Here is an 18,216-nt window from a genome sequence, read left to right as displayed (position 1 = left end):
GTGGTGGGACGTTAGGGGCAAATGATTTTCATCCGCTTAAGCCGCTTCTGCGATTGGTCGCCGTTTCCGGTGCGGGGGCCGGCGTGAGCCTCCGTGCCGGCTCAGAACAGGTCGATCTCGCCGGGGTGCGCGCGGCCGGGATCGTGGCTGTGGTCGCGCCCTTCCGTCAGGCGGGCGCGCAGATCCTCGAGAAAGACGGCGTCAAGCACGTCGCTCAGGTCGTGTTCCCGCGTCGCGACGGAGAGATCGGACAGGCCATGCACGGCCGCGCTGAGGCAGACGAGGCTCTGCGTCAGGACATCGGCGGATTGCAGGACCCGGCGCGTGTGCCGGCCGCTATGCGACAGGGGCAGATCGTGTATCGCCTCCTGCAGGCCCGAGGCGACCCGGCCGAGCCCGGCCAGTTCGGCCGACAGGCGTTCCAGGAAGACCGCCTGATCGATCATCACCGGTTCGGCGCCTGCATCTTTCGCGGGGTCGTGTCGCATCAGAGCCTGCCGAACACTTTTTCGATGCATTCTCTCAGGTTCGCTGCCGTGAAGGGCTTTTTCAGGAAGTTGTTCATGCCCAACTGCGCACCCTGCTGGATCACGCGGGCATCCTCCGAGCCGGTGACCATGATGAACCCGGTCTTCGAGGTCGCCGCCGAGGAGCGGATCGCGCGCAGCAGGCCGAGGCCGTCCATTTCGGGCATGTTGTAGTCGGAAATGACCAGGTGCACCGGCGTTCGGCTGAGGTACTGCATCGCCTCCTGGCCGTTGCTGACATAGTCGTAGTTGCGGATGTTGAGCTGGTCGAGCGCCTGGGTCAGCAGGCCCCGGCTGACGGCCATGTCGTCGACCACCAGGATCTTCAGCTTTTCCCTCAGTGACATGTGGCGTTTTCCTTCGGGCTGGAGGACGCTTCCCTGCGGCGGTAGGTCGTGGTGTAGAGGAGTTCCGTGGCGGCGGCCGCCGCGTCCGACAGGCGCTCGGAGTGGCCGGTGATCAGCCAGCCGCCGGGGCGAAGCTGCTCCACCAGCCGCGACCAGACCTGCGCCTTGGTTTCGGCGCCGAAATAGATCACGACGTTTCGGCACATGATCACGTCGAACGGTCGGGTGAACGGCCAGTCGCCGATCAGGTTGAGCCGGCGGAACGTGATCAGCGCGCGCATCTCCGGCCCGACCTTCCAGCAGCCCGGCCGATCCGCGACGGGTTGGAAGTAGCGTTGGCGTTGCGGCTCCGGCACCTGTGCCAGCGAGCGGTCCGGATAGAGCCCGGCGGCGGCCTGGCGCAGGATTGCCGGGTCGATGTCGCTTGCGAGGATCCGGAAGTCGTAGCGGGCAATATCGGGCATCTCCTGCAGAAAGGTCAGGGCGAGCGTGTAGGGCTCTTCGCCGGACGCGCATCCGGCCGACCAGACCCTGACCCGGCCGCCGGACTTCAGCGCGGCGACGAGCTCCGGCATCTTGTGCTTGCGCAGATACTCGAAATGGTGCGGCTCCCGGAAGAACCGCGTGACATTCGTCGTGAGCACCGACAGCATTTCCAGCAGCTCGGCCTCGCCGTCGCCGCTCTCGATGTAGTCGCAGTAGTCGCTGTATCGACGCAGCCCGAGGCTGCGCAGGCGACCGCTGAGCCGCGAATGCACGAGCGGGAGCTTGCCCTCCGTGAGCTCGATTCCGGCTTCGCGCAGCAGAACCGCGGCGATCCGATGGAACTCGGCCATGGACAGCTCCGTCAGGACCCCGGTCCGGGAGGCGGGCAGGGCGTCGTTCATGCGGCCGCCACGACGGTCTCGGGCAGGATCGCCGCCAGGTTCAGCAGCCGGATCATCTTGTCCTCCCGAGTAATGATGCCCGACAGGAACTCCGAGCCGTTCGCCGCGACGTCGGGGGTTGGCTGCACCTCTTTCGCCGAGGCCGACAGGATGTCCGACACGGCATCGACCAGTAGCCCGACGATCGGACCGTCGATCTGGGTGATGATGATCACGTTCCGCGCCGTGGGTTCGGGGACCTCGAGCCCCAGCCGGGCCGCCAGGTCGACGATCGGCACCACGGCTCCGCGCAGGTTGATGACGCCGCGCACGTAGCTTGGGGCATGCGGAATGATGGTCGCGGGGGTCCATCCCCGGATCTCGCGCACCGACATGATATTGAAGCAGAAATCCTGTTCCGCGATGCGGAAGGCGATGAGTTCGTTGACGTCTTCGGCGTCGGTTTCGGTCGGGTCTGCCATGGCTCACTCCGCGGCTAGGGGGGTGGAAAGGGCGGCGCCGCCGCCGGCGCCGGTGTGGCCGACGATGGCGGAGGGATCGAGAATCAGCGCGATGCGGCCGTCGCCCAGGATCGTGGCCGCGGCGACGCCCGGCACCTGGCCGTAATTCTCCTCGAGCCCCTTGATGACGACCTGTCGCTGATCGTGGATCGCGTCGATCAAGAGGGCCGCGCGCACGCCGTCCGCCGTCTCGACCAGCAGGATGACATGCTCGCCATCGGGCGCGACGGGCGCGCGGTAGCCCATGACCGCGCCGACATCGACGATCGGCACATAGGCGCCGCGCAGGCGGACGACGGCGTTGTTCGTTCCGAGCTGGAAGACCTGTTCGGTCGGCACGCGCATCGTTTCGAGAATCGCCGAGATCGGGATCACGACGGTCTGGCCGCCGACCTCGATCACCATGCCGTCGAGGACCGCGAGTGTCAGCGGCAGCACGATCGAAAAGGTACTTCCGTCGCCCGGTTCCGAGGAGATGGAGACGCGGCCGCCGAGCGACTGGATCGATTTCTTCACCACATCCATGCCCACGCCCCGGCCGGACAGCGCCGTCAGTTCGTTGGCCGTGGAGAAACCGGGCTGGAAGATCAGGTTGTCGACGTCGTTCGGCGTCAGCTGCGCATCGGGCGCGATTAGGCCCTTTTCCTCGGCGATCTCGCGGACCTTGTCGCGGTTGATTCCGGCGCCGTCGTCGCTGATCTCGATGACGACACGGCCCGACAGATGGGCGGCGGAGAGGCGGATCGAGCCTTCGGGGGTCTTGCCCGCGGCGATCCGGTCCTCCGCGTTTTCCAGACCGTGGTCCACCGCATTGCGGATCATGTGCGTCAGCGGGTCCGCCAGTTTCTCGATGACGGTCTTGTCGATCTCGGTCGCCGCGCCCTCGGTCACCATGCGCAGCGTCTTGCCGGTCTCGCTGCCCGCCTCCCGGGCGATGCGCGACATGCGCTGGAACAGCGCTTTCACCGGCTGCGCCCGTATCGCCATGACGCTGTCCTGGATCTGCCGCGTCAGCGTGCGCAGCTCCTCCAGGCCGACATCGGCGTCGCTGCCCTGGGCGATTCCGTCGCGCTTTACGGCCTGCGTCAGCATCGCCTGGTTGATCACCAACTCGCCGACGAGGTTGATCATCCGGTCGATGCGGTGCAGGTCGACGCGGATCGTCGAGGCGACCGGTTGCGGCGGCGCGGACTTGCCGGCGGCCTCGGGGCGCGCGGCGCCGGACGCGCGGGCCGCTTCGGGCGAAGCCGCCGCCGGGGAGGCTGCCGTTGCGGCGGCGGGCGGCGGATACGCGGCCGCGGCAGGCTCAGGGGTCGGAGCGGACTCCTCTGGGTCGGCCCCCGGCCCTGACGGTGGATCGAGGGAGGGCAGGTCGGGCAGTGGCTCGACGCCGTCCTGGTCGACCGTCAGGTCGCACAGGCCGTCGACGAACTCGAACACCTCGTGAACCGCGCTGTCCGACGCCTCGGTCTGCAACGCGATCTGCCAGGCCAGGTAGCTGGCCTCGGTGTCGAGCGAGTCGAAATCCGGCAGGCCGGAGAGGTCGCACTGCACCTCGGCCTCGCCCAGCGCGCAGACGTCCCGCAGCAGGAAGACCGGCTCGTTCCCGCTCCGGAACAGCGCGTCATGCGGGCGGAACCCGATATGGAAGCGCAACTCCGACGGGCCGGGCCCGGACAGGTCGTCCAGCGCCATGGTCATCGGGGTGAAGTCGACCTCGTCGGTGCTGTCGGCGGGCGACTCGGTCGCGCCGGTCAGGCCCATGAGTTCGGCCAGCAACGGCTCGCCGGCCGGGTCGTCCTCTTCCAGCGTGCCGTCGCGCGCGGTCTCCAGCAGGACCGTCAGGTGGTCGGAGGATCGCATGAGGACGTCCAGCACGGCCCCCGACATCGCCAGTTCGCCCGATCGCAGCGCGTCGAGCACGTTCTCGAACCGGTGCGCGAACCGGACGATCGCCTCGAGCGCGAAGGCGCCGGCGCCGCCCTTGATCGAATGCACGGCGCGGAACACCGAGTTGACGGTTTCCGGGTCGGCGTCGCCGCATGACAGCTCTTCCAGCCCGTCGGTCAGCTGCTCCAGCAGATCCTCGGCCTCCTGGAAGAAGGTGGTGCGCAGTTCGTCGGTCTTGCTCATGACGCTCCCTCAGGCCGTGACGCGGTGGATGGCGGAGGCCAGCGCCACGTCGTCGAACGGTTTCACGATCCAGCCGGTGGCGCCGGCGGTGCGGGCGCGGGACTTCATCTCCGGCGAGCTTTCGGTGGTCAGCACGAGGATCGGCGTGGCGCGGTGATCGGCGCGGGCGCGCACCGCCTCGATCACGCCGAACCCGTCGAGCCGCGGCATGTTGATGTCGGTGATCACCACGTCGGGTTCGGCCGTCTCCAGCTTGTCGAGCCCGTCGATCCCGTCCTCGGCCAGGGTGATGTCGAAGCCGGATTCGGTGAGCGAGACCTGCAGCAGGTCGCGCATCGTGCGGGAATCGTCGATCGCCAATACCTTAAGCGTCATGCTGCGCCTCCTTTGCGCCGATCTGCGCCGGTTGCAGACCGCACGGCAGCAGCCCGTCCCGGATCTCGTCGGACATGTTCCTGATCTCGAACGGGGTGCCTTCGGCCTGCCAGGTCTGATGCGCGGCGGCGAGCACCTGCAGGCACTGCGTGCCCAGCTGGGTGACCGCCGCGAAGTCCAGCGCCACGGGGCGGCCGCGGCGGTCCGCCAGCATCTCGTGCAGCGGCTGCGCTTCCGCGCTTTTCAGTTTGGGCGGAACCTCGAGGAGGGTCGTGTCGTCGGTTGCGGTCATTTGCGTCGGCTCCTGGCCGTCTGTTGGGCGCGGAGGGGGCTGCGCGGAGCGGACCGGCGGGCGGCGGGCCGCGGTTGCCGTCCTGCGCACCCTCCACGGGGTGTCTGTTCGGGGTAGGTTTGCATCCTCTTCTCTAAGGAGCCGTTAATCGCATCGGGTTTCAAAAGAGCTCGACCTCCCCGGAACCGCCGGGCGGGACGGCGGGGCGCCGGTCGCGGGCGGGTTTCTGCGGGCGCAGTTCCTCGGCGGGCACCGCCTCGGCCGTCAGAAGCTGCTTGGCGTGGCCGCTTTCGGGGAAGAACCGGACGCGCCGCGCCTGGCGACCGCCGATGCTTTCGGCGGCGATCGGGATCGATTCGGTCTCCAGGAAGTCGCGCACGAAGGCGGCGTTCGCCGCGCCGATGGCCAGCCCGTTGTCGAAGGTGCTGGCGCCGCCGAAGATCTTGGCCACCAGCTTCGGTTTGCGCGCGCCGATATGCATCAGTTCGTTGATCAGCGTTTCCATCGCGAAGACGCCGAACTTGTTATGCGCCACCGCCTCGCCGCGCCGGCCGGGCAGCAGGATGTGATTCATGCCGCCCACCCGCGCCGACGGGTCGTAGAGACAGGTCGCCACGCAGGAGCCGAGGATGCAGGACATGACCACGGTCGGGTCGCCGGAGACCGACAGCTCCCCCTGCATCACGGTGACGACCTTTGCCCCGGGTTCCATCACGCCCCCGCTCGCAGAAGCGCCGTGCCGCGTGCGTTGGCCGGGTCGGTCAGGGGGGTGCTATTGCGCAAGATGCCTCTCCGCTTGGCTGCCTGCCGGGTCGAATCGCCGGCCGTTCGGGGAGGTTGTTGCACGGTGGGAGTGAAGCGCGTCTTAACGGCACTCTCCGACGTTCCCGGGCGCGCGGTCCGGGGCCGTGCCCGAGGCGCCTCGCCGCGCGCCCGGACCGCCGGCCGGCGGCGACCGAGATTTCCCGACTGGTCGCCCAGAAAGTCGCTTGACGCCCGTCGGCGTTTTGCCTATCTCCCGTCGGCACGCGGTTGTAGCTCAGTTGGTTAGAGTACCGGCCTGTCACGCCGGGGGTCGCGGGTTCGAGCCCCGTCAACCGCGCCATTCCCATCCCGACATCTCGGACGAATGGCTCGCCTGCGCGCCCTGATCGACAGGGTGGCGCCGGGCGCGCGCGTGCTTGTCCGCGCGACGCCAGGGCTGGCCTCGGTCACGCCCGCGCCGGATCTCCGGGACAAACGGAAAATGCTGGCCGGCGGGACACTTGCGCGGCCCGTCGACCGTTTCGGCCTGGCGCGTCGCGGTCCTGCGGCCGGTGCGGGAAACGCACCGCCGCGCAGAGCCGAAACCCGCGCCGATCCGTCAGAGCGGCTCTTCCGTGCAGCCCTTCAGCATCTTGATGTCGCGCTCCAGCACCTCGAGCCCGCCGATCACCTCGCGGAACTCGGCGATATGCGCCGTGGCCAGATGCGCCCGCAGCGCCGCTTCGTCGCGCCATTCCTCGTAGACGCGGAACCGGCCGGGCACCTCGACATCCTCGTAGAACGCATAGGTGAAACAGCCGTCCTCCGTCCGTGTCAGCGCGGCTACTTTCGCGGCGGCCGCGCGGGCGGCGGGGGCATCCGTCTCGGCGATCCGCGTGACACCTGTGACAACCAGCATGGTCCTACTCCTTCGCCAGCGCGTCCAGCACCCGCGCCCAGCTCCGGGCACCGAGATGGAAGCTTTCAAGGTCGTATTTTTCGTTGGGGCTGTGGATCTGGTCGTCGTCGCGCGAGAAGCCGATCAGAAGCGAATCGAGACCGAGGATCGTCTTGAAATAGCCCGCGATGGGAATCGAGCCGCCGCAGCCGATGAAGGCGGCGGGGTTCGGCCACTCCTCGGACAGCGCCGCGCGGGCCTTTTCGAAGGCGGGGTCGTCGGTCAGCATGACCGATGCGGGCGATGCCCCGTGCGGCGTGAAGTCGACGCTGCAGTCCGGCGGCAGCATCGCCCGGACCATCTCGCGGAAATTCTCGCGGATGACGAACGGATCCTGCGTGCCGACCAGCCGGAAGCTGATCTTGGCGCTGGCCTTCGACGGCAGGACGGTCTTGAACCCGTCGCCCTCGTAGCCGCCCGAGATGCCGTTCACCTCGCAGGTCGGGCGCGACCAGATCATCTCCAGGCCGGTCCGGTCCCGCTCGCCCGCCGGCTGCGACAGCCCGACGCCGCCCAGGAAACGTTCGGCGTCGAAGCCCAGCCCCTCCCACTGTGCGCGGATCGCATCGGGCAGCTCCGGCACGCCGTCGTAGAAGCCGGGGACCGTGATCCGCCCGTCGTCGTCATGCAGCGCCGCGATGATCTTGGCCAGCACGCGCACCGGGTTCATCGCGATGCCGCCATACATCCCGGAATGCAGATCCTTGTCCGGGCCGGTGATGGTGACTTCCTCGCCCAGAAGGCCGCGCAGCATGGTGGCGATCGCCGGGGTTTGTTCGTCGAACATCCCGGTGTCGCAGATCAGCGCGATATCCGGGCGGCTCAGCTCCTCGCGGTTGGCGCGCAGGAACGGCACCAGCGAGGGCGAGCCGGATTCCTCCTCGCCCTCCAGAAAGAAGGTGATCCGGCAGGGCAGGTCGCCATGCACCGCGACCCAGGCCCGGCAGGCCTCGATGAAGGTCATCAGCTGGCCCTTGTCGTCGCAGGCGCCGCGGCCGCGGATCACCTTGCCGTTCGGCGTGTCCTCGACCTGCGGATCGAACGGGTCGCGGTTCCACAGCGCCAGCGGATCGACGGGCTGCACATCGTAATGCCCGTAGAACAGAAGATGCGGCCCCCCCGAGCCGCCGTACCCCACGACCATCGGGTGACCGTCGGTCGGCCGCTTCTCGGCCTTCGCGCCCAGCGATTCCAGCTCCGCCACCAGCCGGTCCGCCGCCGCGTCGCACTCGGCGGAATAGGCCGGGTCGGTCGAGATCGACGGGATGCGCAGCAACGCCTTCAGACGGTCCAGCGCGGCGGGCAAGTCGTCGTCGATGCGAGCGAGGACGGCGTCGAGGCTCATGTCGTTATCCTTCCCGTAAGAGTCCGGCGGCAGGCTATCACCGTGCCGGTCACTGTCCAGTGAGACGGGTGGATCGGTTGCGTGAGGCACGCTAGAGAGGGCACTGTCTGGTCCGCGCCAATGGGAGATGTCATGCGCCTCACACTGCTTTCGCTCGCGGCGGCCCTCGTCCTGCCCGCTCTTGCCGCCGCTCAGCCCATCGACGGCGAGACGGCCGCGCCGATGCTGTTCGGCGACGCGGTCAGCGTGGCCGTGAACCCCGGCGCCGGCCTGAACGAGAAGGACGCCGAGATCGTGGACATCCTCGTGCGCAGCAACGATTTCAGCTATTACGGCGCCATCGCGTTTTCGCCGGAGGAGGGGCTGATGTCGGAGTCCCTGCAGGGCGCGTTCAACTTCCACGACGTACAGACGGCCAGCCGCGCCGCGCTCGCGGCCTGTTCGCAGGCGAAGCAGCCCGGAACGGAGGCCTGCGTCGTCGCCGCGCAGCTCTTCCCCCGGGGCTACCAGCCGCGCACGTTCCAGCTGTCGCAGGACGCGACGGCGGCCTTCGCCGACTATGCCGAAAGCGACGGCCCCAAGGCGATCGCGCTGTCCGCCTCGACCGGCGCCTACGGCATCGGGACGGGCGGCGACGCCCAGGCCCAGGCCGTGGCCGAGTGCAACGCGCAGGCCGGCGCACGCGATTGCCGGATCGCGGTCGCCGATTGACGCAGATCATTGCGGGACGACGGCGGGGCGGCAAAACGTATCACCGTCATGTTCCGTGATTGGAATATGAGCACGAAGCCATTAAACAGAACAAATCCAAGAGCGCGGGGGAATCACGTTGGACTATCAAGCGCATCTCGACACGGCTCTGCAGCGGCTGCATGACGAAGGCCGCTACAGGACCTTTATCGATATCGAGCGCAAGCGGGGCGCCTTTCCCCACGCGACCTGGGTGAAGTCGGACGGCACCGAGCAGCCGGTCACCGTCTGGTGCGGCAACGACTATCTCGGCATGGGCCAGCATCCGGTGGTGCTGAGCGCGATGCACGAGGCGATCGACGCCACCGGCGCCGGTTCCGGCGGCACCCGCAACATCTCCGGCACCACCGTCTATCACAAGGCGCTGGAGGCCGAACTGTCGGATCTCCACGGCAAGGAAGCGGCGCTGCTCTTCACCTCGGCCTATATCGCGAACGATGCCACTCTGAGCACGCTGCCCAAACTGTTTCCCGGCCTGATCGTCTATTCCGACGAGCTGAACCACGCCTCGATGATCGAGGGCATCCGCCGCAACGGCGGCGCCAAGCGCATCTTCAAGCATAACGACGTCGACGATCTGCGCGCCAAGCTGGCCGCCGACGACCCCGCCGCGCCCAAGCTGATCGCCTTCGAGTCGGTCTATTCGATGGATGGCGATTTCGGCCCGATCGAGGCGATCTGCGACCTGGCCGACGAATTCGGCGCACTGACCTACCTGGACGAGGTGCACGCCGTCGGCATGTACGGCCCCCGCGGCGGCGGCGTGGCCGAGCGCGACCGGCTGATGCACCGCATCGACATCATCAACGGCACGCTCGGCAAGGCCTTCGGCGTGCATGGCGGCTATATCGCGGCCAGCGCGAAAATGTGCGACGCGATAAGGTCTTACGCGCCGGGCTTCATCTTCACGACGTCGCTGCCGCCGGCGGTCGCGGCGGGCGCCGCGGCCTCGGTCCGGCATCTGAAGACCGACCAGGAGCTGCGCGAGCGGCACCAGACCCAGGCGAAGATCCTCAAGACCCGGCTGCGCGCGCTGGGGCTGCCCTTCATCGACCACGGCTCGCATATCGTGCCGGTCATCGTCGGCGATCCGGTGCACACCAAGCTGATTTCGGACATGCTGCTGGACCAGCACGGCATCTACGTGCAGCCGATCAACTATCCGACGGTGCCCCGCGGGACCGAGCGTCTGCGCTTCACGCCGTCGCCGGTGCATGGCCCCGACGAGATGAATCGCCTGGTGGATGCGCTCGATGATCTGTGGTCGCATTGTGCGCTGAATCGCGCCGAGCTCTCCGCCTGAATGTTCTAAAAGTGCATTGACGCCCCGGCTGTGTTAGCGTGTTGCTAATAGCGCAGGTCCGGGGCGAATCGCCCACGGGCCGCTCAGGGACGCCAAAGGGTAACATGGGGCATGATCGGGCGGCGCACAGCTCCCCCTCCGGACGCGACGATTGACGAATCGTCGGGGCTGCAAAGCTTCGACGACTTCGAGCTACGTCTCGGCGACGTCATGCGCGGCGAGCGCGCGACGAAGGGCAAGTCGCTGCTCGACGTTCAGCGCGAGCTGAAGATCAAGGCCAGCTACATCGCCGCCATCGAGAACGCCGATCCCTCGGCCTTCGAGACGCCGGGCTTCGTGTCCGGCTATGTCCGCTCCTACGCGCGTTACCTGGGGCTCGACCCGGACTGGGCGTTCGACCAGTTCTGCCGCGAGGGGCAGTTCGAGGTGACCCACGGGCTGGGCCCGATCACCGGCCCCGGCAAGTCGAAACCCAAGAAACCCGACGGCGCCGTCCGCAGCACCGTATCGCGGGATCCTTTCGAAAATCCCAACACGCCTTTCGCGCCGCACGCGGAACCGTTTTTCTCCCGGGTCGAGCCGGGGGCGCTCGGCTCGCTATCCGTGCTGGTGCTGCTGGTGGCGGGGATCGGCTATGGCGGCTGGTCCGTGCTGCAGCAGATGCAGAAGGTTCAGCTGACCCCGGTCGACCAGACCCCCGGCGTGGTGGCCGAAGTCGACCCCCTGGCGCCCGCCGGCACGGTCGAGGCGCCCACCGAGACCGCCGGGCTGGAGGCGCCGCCGGCCGACGTGATGGACCGGCTATACCGGCCGCAGGCGCTGGAGGTGCCGGTGCTGACGGCGCGCGACGGCCCGATCTCCACCATCGACCCGCGCGCCGTGGGCACCCTGAAGGATGCCGCGCCCGCCCCCGAGGCGCCGGTGATCGCCGATGCCGCGCCGCCGGCGCCCGAGGAGACGGCGCCGCCCGTCAAGGTCGTCGAGGACGCGCCGCAGCAGGTCGTCATGTTCGCCGTGGAGCCGGCCTGGGTCCGCGTCCGTTCGGCCGACGGGACGGTGCTGTTCGAGAAGATCCTCGATGCGGGCGAGCAATACGTGCTGCCGCAGACCGAGGAGCCGCCGACGCTGCGCGCGGGCAATGCCGGGTCGGTCTATTTCATGGTCGCCGGCGAGACCTACGGCCCGGCCGGCTCCGGGGGCGCGGTGGTGAAGAACGTGGCGCTCGGGCCCGAGGCGCTGACCGGCGCCTATGCCCTGGCCGACCTGTCCGCCGACCGCGCGCTTGCCAGCGTCGTCGCCAGCCTCGACGGCGCGGTGCCGCAGGAGTGACGGCGCGGGCCATTGCGTTGCGGGCGCATCCGTCCTAATTCACCCTCAGAGACCCGGGACCAGAGGACCGCCCCCATGTCGCTCAACCCCGTGCGCCCGTGGCGCGACATCTACCGCCGGAAATCCCGCCAGATCATGGTCGGCGACGTGCCCGTCGGCGGCGACGCGCCGATCTCGGTGCAGACGATGACCAACACCGACTCGGGCGATGTCGCCGCGACGGTGGCGCAGGTGCAGGCCGCGGCGGAGGCGGGGGCCGACATCGTGCGCGTCTCGGCACCGGACGAGGCGGCGACGAAGGCGCTGCGCGAGATCGTGCGGGAAAGCCCGGTTCCGATCGTGGCCGACATCCATTTCCACTACAAGCGCGCCATCGAGGCGGCGGAGGCCGGGGCGGCCTGTCTGCGGATCAATCCCGGCAATATCGGCGACGAGAAGCGGGTGAAAGAGGTGATCCGGGCGGCGAAGGATCACGGCTGTTCCATGCGGATCGGGGTGAATGCCGGCTCGCTGGAGCGGCACCTTCTGGAGAAGTACCGCGAGCCTTGCCCAGAGGCGATGGTCGAGAGCGGGCTGGAGCATATCCGGATCCTGCAGGACAACGACTTCCACGAATTCAAGATCAGCGTGAAGGCGTCGGACGTGTTCCTGGCCGCCGCCGCCTATCAGGGGATCGCCGACGCGACGGACGCGCCGATCCATCTCGGCATCACCGAGGCGGGCGGGCTGATGTCGGGCACGATCAAGAGCGCCATCGGCCTCGGCAACCTTCTGTGGATGGGGATCGGCGACACGCTGCGGGTCAGCCTGTCGGCCGATCCGGTCGAGGAGGTGCGTGTCGGCTACGAGATCCTGAAAAGCCTCGGGCTGCGGCATCGGGGGGTGAACATCATCTCTTGTCCCAGCTGCGCCCGTCAGGGGTTCGACGTGATCAAGACGGTCGAGATCCTGGAAAAGCGGCTGGAGCATGTGAAGACGCCGATGAGCCTGTCGATCATCGGCTGCGTGGTGAACGGGCCGGGCGAGGCGCTGATGACCGATGTCGGCTTCACCGGCGGCGGGGCCGGGAACGGGATGGTCTATCTGGCCGGCAAGCAGAGCCACCGGATGTCGAACGAGGCCATGATCGACCATATCGTGGAGCAGGTCGAGAAGCGGGCGGCCGAGATCGAGGCGGAGAATGCGGCCCAGGAGACCGCGGCCGAGTAGGGTGTCCAAGGTTGGACACGGGGTCAAGCCGCTGAAATTCTTACAGATAGCGCTAACTGTCCGGGTGTCCGCAGGCGGCCGGCCAAGCCCCGTTGGGACACGCGCGGCGGCTCACTCCGAGGTCAGGTAGCGCTCCAGCACCATCGCCGGCATGGCGCCGCGGATCAGGCCGTCGCGCATCACGTAGGAGGGCAGGGTGTCCAGCGTCAGGCGGTCCATCAGGGCCGCGTCGGCCGGGCTGTCCGAGACGTCGAAGACCGCGGCGCGCACGCCCAGCCGCGCGGCCAGCGCCGCGAGTTCCGCCCGCGCGCGGGGGCAGTCGGTGCAGCCCGCGCCGGTGAAGAAGGCGATGCGGACCGGGGCGTCCGCGGGGCCGAGGCCGGGGCGGTCCGGGTCGAAGAGCCGCTCGGCCTGCGCGGCGATCAGGGCGAGATCGGCGGCGATCTCCTCGGCATAGATGGCGCCGACGCTCGGCGGGTCGGGCCGCAGGTCGCGCAGGCGCTCCAGCGTATCCTGCGCCCAGGCCGGCGCGACCGGCGCGGCGGCGAGCAGGAGGGGCAAGGCGAGGCGAAGCAGGCGCATGGGCTGGCGTATCCGTCTGGGGTGGCGAAGGGCAGGGCGGCTGGACGCTCTCAGAGCCGGTCGCGTCTATGCATTCACGCGCCGCCGCGCGCGCCCCGAACGCCTACGCATTCGCGGCCTCGGGGCGCGGCAGGTGACAGCATGTCCCGAACCGAACGCGACATGCCTCAATAGAGCCCGCCGGAGCTCAGCGTGCCGAAATCCGCCTTCTCGGGGATGATCGTCACCTCGCCGTCGGCCGTCTCGACGGTGACGCCGTCCTCGACGATCCCGCCTTCGCCGGGGCCGAAGAGCGGCAGGTTCGACCCCATCGCCCAGCCGCCGTCGAACATCACGCCGAAGACCGGCTCCTCGCCGCTGCGGAAATATTCCGCGACGACGTTGGGGCCGGAGGCGGAATCGGGCAGCCGGGCGCCGGTGAAGCGGTCGATCTTGATGAAATGCCCGCCCGGCGGCAGGTCGAACTTGCCGCCGCCGTATTTCTCGGTCGCCACCTTCATGAACTGGTCGAAGACCGGCGCGCACATGGCCCCGCCCGAGGCGCCGGGCATCCGCTTGGGCCGGTCATAGCCCATGTAGCAGCCCGCCACGATGTTCGAGGTGAAGCCGATGAACCACACGTCCTTGGCGTCGTTCGTGGTGCCGGTCTTGCCGGCCACCGGCACGCCCAGGTTCACCCGGCCCGCCGCGGTGCCGCGCTGCACCACGCCCTGCATCATCGAGGTCAGCTGGTAGGCGGTGATCGCGTTCATCACCCGCTCGCGGTCGTCGGTGATCGTCGGCGGCACGCCGGGCTCCAGCGAGGCGACCTGGCAATCCTCGCAGGTGCGGTCGTCGTGGCGATAGATCGTCTCGCCCCAGCGGTTCTGCACCCGGTCCACGAGCGTCGGCTCGACCCGCTCGCCGCCATTGGCGAACATCGCGTAGGCCGCCACCATCTTGAACAGCGTCGTCTCCTGGCTGCCGAGCGCATTGGCCAGGAACGGCTCAAGCCGGTCGTAGACGCCGAAGCGCTCGGCATAGCCGGCGACCAGCTCCATCCCGATCTCCTGCGCCAGGCGCACGGTCATCAGGTTCCGCGACCGCTCGATCCCGGTGCGCAGCGGCGTGGGGCCGTAGAACTGGTGGCTGGCGTTGGTCGGCCGCCAGATGCCGTCGCCCGTCTTCACCTCGATCGGCGCGTCGATGATGATCGTCGCCGGGCTGAAGCCGGAATCGAGCGCCGTGGCATAGACGAAGGGCTTGAAGGACGAGCCCGGCTGCCGGTCCGCCTGGGTGGCGCGGTTGAACGCCGAATCCTGGTAGGAGAAGCCGCCCTGCATCGCCAGCACGCGGCCGGTCTCCACGTCCATCGCCATGAAGCCGCCCTGCACCTCGGGGATCTGGCGCAGCGTCCAGCGGAGGAAGGAGCCGTCGCTGTCGCGGGTCATCCGGCGCACATAGACCACGTCGCCGACCTCGAAATTGTCGAAGAAGTCGCCCTTCAGCCAGCGGATGTCCTCGCGCGGGACGACCTGCGGTTCCTCGCCGGTCGGCTCCACGCCCTCGATGCCGATGCGCAGCTGTTGCGCCTCGATCCCCAGCACCACCGCCGGGAACCACCCCTGGATGTCGCGCGGCATGTCGATCTCGGTCAGCGCCGCGCGCCATTCTTCGGCGTCGGCCAGCTTGTCCTCGGCGATCTCGCCTTCCTTGCCGTGCCAGACGCCCAGCCCGCGGTCGTATTTCTCCAGCCCCGCGCGCAGAGCCTTTTCGGCCTCGGCCTGCAGCTCCGGATCGACGGTCGCCCGGATCGTCAGGCCGCCGCCGAAGAACTCCTCCTCGCCGAAATCGCCCGACAGCTGGCGGCGGATCTCGTCGGTGAAGTAGTCGCGCGGCGGCAGGGTCGCGCCGAACGCGGCATAGTCGCCGGCCTGGACCGTCCTCAGCGGGTCGGCCTGGGCGACCTCGTATTCCTCGGCCGAGATATAGCCGTTCTCGCGCATCTCGCGCAGGACGTATTCGCGGCGCGACAGGGCGCGCTCGCGGTCGCGCACCGGGTGCGTCTCGGCCGGCCGCTGGGGCAGGGCGCCCAGATAGGCGGCCTCGGCCACCGACAGCTCTTCCAGCGTCTTGTTGAAGTAGACCTGCGCCGCCGCGGTCACGCCATAGGAATTCTGGCCGAGATAGATCTCGTTGAGGTACAACTCCAGGATCTCGTCCTTCGACAGCGTCTCCTCCAGCCGGCTGGCCAGGATCAACTCCTTGATCTTGCGCTCGGCGGTCCGGTCGGCGGAGAGCAGGAAGTTCTTCATCACCTGCTGGGTGATCGTCGAGGCGCCGCGCAGCCGCCCGCCGCGCGCCGCGTCCAGCGCCGCCGCGACCATGCCGCGCGGGTCGTAGCCGCGATGGACGAAGAAGTTCTTGTCCTCGGCGCTGATGAAGGCGTGCTTGACGATGTCGGGGATGTCCTCGATCGGGGTGAACAGCCGCCGTTCCTGGGCGAACTCGTCGATCAGCCGGCCCTCGCCGTTGTAGATGCGGCTGATCGTCGGCGGGGCGTAGAGCGACAGCTGCTCGTGATTCGGCAGGTCGCGGCCGTACATGTAGAACACCGCGCCCACGATCAGCGCCGCCATCACGGCGCCGGTGGTGATCCAGCTGAAAATACCGCCGAAGAACGACGCGATGAACCGCAGCATGCCTGCCCCCGGGGTGTTCGATTTCCGCAAGCGACTATAGGGGTTTTGCCGGCCCCTCGAAAGGCCCATAGGCGGCATCGCGCGCATGTGATGGGGCGCTCTCCGGCGCGGCTTTCACGAACGGTTGTGCCGGCCGGCGGGCCCGCGTAACGAGTCAGGAATGCGACCCGAAGATGTCCTGCCCACCTATGACCGCGTGGCCCGCGGCTACGATGCCAGCCGCAACCGGACGCTGTTCGAGCGGCGCTGGCTCGACCGGATGCTGAACTTCGCGCCGGGGCGGCGGGTGCTCGATCTCGGCTGCGGCTCGGGCCGGCCGATCGCCACCTATCTCGCCGACCGGCGCTGCCGGATCACCGGCGTGGACGGGGCGCCGTCGATGATCGCGCTGTTCCGGCAGAACGTGCCCGGGGCCAAGGCGGTGCGCGCCGACATGCGCGGGCTGGACCTGGAGGAGCGGTTCGACGCGATCCTGACCTGGGACAGCTTCTTTCACCTGTCGCCGGGCGACCAGCGGGCGATGTTCCCGGTCTTCGCGGCCCATGCCGGGCCGCGGGCGGTGCTGATGATCACCACGGGCCATGTCGCGGCCGAGCCGATCGGGCGGGTCGAGGGCGAGCCGGTCTACCACGCCTCGCTGGCGCCGCAGGACTATGCCGACCTGATGAGCGCGCACGGCTTCGAGGTGCTCGACTACCGACCGCAGGATCCCGCCTGCGCGGGCCACACGGTCTGGCTGGCGCGGGCGCGCCCGGTCCAGGGCTGACCCCCCGTTCATCGGGCGCGGCGCGCCCTCTTCACTGCCGCAGGAGCGACGCCTCCGCCGCATCCGCCTTGGCCCAGGCGATGAGCGCGTCGCGGATACCGTCGGCCGCCTGCGCCCGCCAGTCCGGGTCCAGCAGGTTCTCGCGGTCGCGTTTCGAGGACAGGAACCCCAGCTCGACCAGCACCGAGGGGATGTCGGCGGCCTTCAGCACCGAGAAGGACGCCTCCAGCCGGGGCCGCTTGTGCAACGGTCCGATGCTGTCCTCCAGCGCCGCGACCAGCGCATCGGCCAGCCGGTCGGCCCGCGGCCGGGTCTCCAGCCGCGCCATCTCCATCAGGACATGCGCCACCCGGTCGTCCTGCTCCGTCAGGTCGACGCCGGCCAGCAGATCGCCCCGGTCGTGGCGCTCGGCCAGCTTCTCGGAGGCCACGTCGGAGGCCTCCTCGCTCAGCGTGTAGATCGTGGCGCCGCGCGCCCGCCCCTCGGCCAGCGCGTCGGCATGGAGCGACAGGAACACGTCGGCGCCGGCCATCCGCGCGATCGACACCCGCATCTCCAGCGGCACGAAGATGTCGTCGTCGCGCGTCAGGACCACGTCGAAGCCGCCCGCCCGCTGCAGCACCTCGCGCAACTCGCGGGCGAAGCGCAGCATCAGGTCGGCCTCGACCACCCCGTCGCGCTCGGCGCCGGGGTCGATGCCGCCATGGCCCGGGTCCAGCACCACGACGACGGGGCGCGAGCCGTCCTGGCGCCGGTGCGGCGGCGGCAGGTCGCCGGAGGGCTCCGGCAGCGCGAACAGCGCGCTCGACGGCGCGCCGGCGGCCGCGGCGAAGACCTCCGGCGCCACCGGCACCAGCTTCACCGTGACGCGCGCGGCGTCGCCGGTGTCCATCCAGGCCTCCCCCACCGCCATCGGGCGGGCGAGCTCCACCACCATGCGCGACCAGCCCGGCCGGAACACCCCGGCGCTGACTACCCTGGCCGCCTCGGTCGTGTCGATGGCGTCGGCGTCCAGCCCGGACCAGTCCACCACCGAGAAGTCCAGCACCAGCCGCCGCGGGTCGTCCAGCGTGAACACCCGGTAGGGCACCGGCTGCGACAGGCCCAGCACGAGTTCCAGGCCGCGCCCGTCGTCGCGCAGCGCCGAGCGCGCGGAGTCGAGCCGCGCCAGGCCGGTGAGATCCTGCGCGACCGCGACCGTGGCCCAGACCAGGGCCATCATCGTAAGGAGGAGCCTGCTCATACCAACTCGCCCGTGTTTTCCGCGATCCTACCGCGAACGGGGCGTCCCGGCCAGACCGGCGCATTCAATTCGCCGGGTGCACGAGAGTCTTCATGCCTCCGGCGGGGATATTTGGAACCAGAAGAAGCTGGGGCGCGAGGGAGACGCGGGGTGCGCCGCGTGGGCCGTCGGCGCCGGGACAGGCCGCGAACGGGGCGCTCCGGCCAGACCGGCGAATTCAATTCGACGGGGGCGCGAGAGTCTTC

Annotated in this window: 18 protein-coding genes and 1 tRNA gene; 6 read left to right on the top strand and 13 right to left on the bottom strand. The window is 69.0% G+C overall.

The genetic code is table 11. The features are described from left to right. Window positions 1–101: 101 nt before the first annotated feature. From P1J78_RS04940 to P1J78_RS04905, 8 genes are all read right to left on the bottom strand, one after another. Window positions 102–446, bottom strand: coding sequence for a DUF8776 family protein (locus P1J78_RS04940; RefSeq protein ID WP_275566216.1), 345 nt, complete (start codon window positions 444–446; stop codon window positions 102–104). Window positions 447–487: 41 nt separating this feature from the next. Beyond that, window positions 488–874 carry a response regulator gene (locus P1J78_RS04935; RefSeq protein ID WP_275566215.1) on the bottom strand — a complete coding sequence of 129 codons (387 nt, stop codon included), beginning with the start codon at window positions 872–874 and terminating at the stop codon, window positions 488–490. Further along, window positions 865–1,761 (bottom strand): CheR family methyltransferase, encoded by an 897-nt coding sequence (locus P1J78_RS04930; RefSeq protein ID WP_275566214.1) that lies wholly within the window; start codon window positions 1,759–1,761, stop codon window positions 865–867. The genes P1J78_RS04935 and P1J78_RS04930 overlap by 10 nt, the downstream gene beginning before the upstream one ends. Then, window positions 1,758–2,222: a chemotaxis protein CheW gene (locus P1J78_RS04925; RefSeq protein ID WP_275566213.1), complete on the bottom strand. Its 465-nt coding sequence runs from the start codon at window positions 2,220–2,222 to the stop codon at window positions 1,758–1,760. Before P1J78_RS04925 ends, P1J78_RS04930 begins: the two co-directional genes overlap by 4 nt. A gap of 3 nt (window positions 2,223–2,225) precedes the next feature. Continuing rightward, window positions 2,226–4,394: a chemotaxis protein CheA gene (locus tag P1J78_RS04920; protein WP_275566212.1), complete on the bottom strand. Its 2,169-nt coding sequence runs from the start codon at window positions 4,392–4,394 to the stop codon at window positions 2,226–2,228. A 9-nt stretch (window positions 4,395–4,403) separates the two neighbouring features. Continuing rightward, window positions 4,404–4,769, bottom strand: coding sequence for a response regulator (locus tag P1J78_RS04915; protein ID WP_275566211.1), 366 nt, complete (start codon window positions 4,767–4,769; stop codon window positions 4,404–4,406). Further along, entirely contained in the window at window positions 4,759–5,061 is a 303-nt protein-coding gene (locus P1J78_RS04910; RefSeq protein WP_275566210.1) for an STAS domain-containing protein, read from the bottom strand. The genes P1J78_RS04915 and P1J78_RS04910 overlap by 11 nt, the downstream gene beginning before the upstream one ends. Before the next feature lie 160 nt (window positions 5,062–5,221). Continuing rightward, window positions 5,222–5,773: a chemotaxis protein CheD gene (locus P1J78_RS04905; RefSeq protein WP_275566209.1), complete on the bottom strand. Its 552-nt coding sequence runs from the start codon at window positions 5,771–5,773 to the stop codon at window positions 5,222–5,224. Between the two features lie 316 nt (window positions 5,774–6,089). On the opposite strand from P1J78_RS04905, the gene P1J78_RS04900 reads away from it, so the two are divergent. Further along, window positions 6,090–6,166: transfer RNA gene (locus P1J78_RS04900), tRNA-Asp, on the top strand. 258 nt (window positions 6,167–6,424) lie between these two features. Here the strand turns inward: P1J78_RS04900 and P1J78_RS04895 are convergent. Continuing rightward, window positions 6,425–6,724 (bottom strand): putative quinol monooxygenase, encoded by a 300-nt coding sequence (locus P1J78_RS04895; RefSeq protein ID WP_275566208.1) that lies wholly within the window; start codon window positions 6,722–6,724, stop codon window positions 6,425–6,427. Between the two features lie 4 nt (window positions 6,725–6,728). Further along, window positions 6,729–8,108: a M20/M25/M40 family metallo-hydrolase gene (locus P1J78_RS04890; protein WP_275566207.1), complete on the bottom strand. Its 1,380-nt coding sequence runs from the start codon at window positions 8,106–8,108 to the stop codon at window positions 6,729–6,731. 132 nt (window positions 8,109–8,240) lie between these two features. On the opposite strand from P1J78_RS04890, the gene P1J78_RS04885 reads away from it, so the two are divergent. The 4 genes from P1J78_RS04885 to ispG all read left to right on the top strand — a co-directional run bounded on the left by P1J78_RS04885 (window position 8,241) and on the right by ispG (window position 12,699). Beyond that, window positions 8,241–8,819 (top strand): 5-aminolevulic acid synthase, encoded by a 579-nt coding sequence (locus tag P1J78_RS04885; RefSeq protein WP_275566206.1) that lies wholly within the window; start codon window positions 8,241–8,243, stop codon window positions 8,817–8,819. Between the two features lie 118 nt (window positions 8,820–8,937). Further along, window positions 8,938–10,161: a 5-aminolevulinate synthase gene (hemA, locus tag P1J78_RS04880; protein WP_275566205.1), complete on the top strand. Its 1,224-nt coding sequence runs from the start codon at window positions 8,938–8,940 to the stop codon at window positions 10,159–10,161. Window positions 10,162–10,272: 111 nt separating this feature from the next. Then, complete coding sequence (locus P1J78_RS04875) at window positions 10,273–11,490, top strand: helix-turn-helix domain-containing protein (RefSeq protein WP_275566204.1); 1,218 nt, start codon at window positions 10,273–10,275, stop codon at window positions 11,488–11,490. Between the two features lie 75 nt (window positions 11,491–11,565). Continuing rightward, on the top strand, window positions 11,566–12,699 hold the full coding sequence (ispG, locus tag P1J78_RS04870) for a flavodoxin-dependent (E)-4-hydroxy-3-methylbut-2-enyl-diphosphate synthase (protein ID WP_275566203.1): 1,134 nt from the start codon (window positions 11,566–11,568) through the stop codon (window positions 12,697–12,699). A gap of 111 nt (window positions 12,700–12,810) precedes the next feature. Here ispG and P1J78_RS04865 read toward each other — a convergent pair whose 3' ends face one another. Together P1J78_RS04865 and P1J78_RS04860 are read right to left on the bottom strand one after the other, a co-directional pair. Then, window positions 12,811–13,281, bottom strand: a complete 471-nt coding sequence (locus P1J78_RS04865) for a hypothetical protein (protein WP_275566202.1) — start codon at window positions 13,279–13,281, stop codon at window positions 12,811–12,813. Window positions 13,282–13,448: 167 nt separating this feature from the next. Then, window positions 13,449–15,962, bottom strand: a complete 2,514-nt coding sequence (locus P1J78_RS04860; RefSeq protein WP_275566201.1) for a penicillin-binding protein 1A — start codon at window positions 15,960–15,962, stop codon at window positions 13,449–13,451. 160 nt (window positions 15,963–16,122) lie between these two features. On the opposite strand from P1J78_RS04860, the gene P1J78_RS04855 reads away from it, so the two are divergent. After that, a complete protein-coding gene (locus P1J78_RS04855) occupies window positions 16,123–16,728 on the top strand; it encodes a class I SAM-dependent methyltransferase (RefSeq protein ID WP_275566200.1) in 606 nt (201 codons plus the stop codon). Between the two features lie 31 nt (window positions 16,729–16,759). On the opposite strand, the gene P1J78_RS04850 is transcribed toward P1J78_RS04855, so the two are convergent. Continuing rightward, window positions 16,760–17,971 carry an N-acetylmuramoyl-L-alanine amidase gene (locus tag P1J78_RS04850; RefSeq protein ID WP_275566199.1) on the bottom strand — a complete coding sequence of 404 codons (1,212 nt, stop codon included), beginning with the start codon at window positions 17,969–17,971 and terminating at the stop codon, window positions 16,760–16,762. Between the last annotated feature and the right edge of the window lie 245 nt (window positions 17,972–18,216).

The organism is Psychromarinibacter sediminicola, assembly GCF_029168335.1.
Classification (GTDB): domain Bacteria; phylum Pseudomonadota; class Alphaproteobacteria; order Rhodobacterales; family Rhodobacteraceae; genus Psychromarinibacter; species Psychromarinibacter sediminicola.
This window is presented reverse-complemented; position numbering and strand designations above follow the sequence as displayed.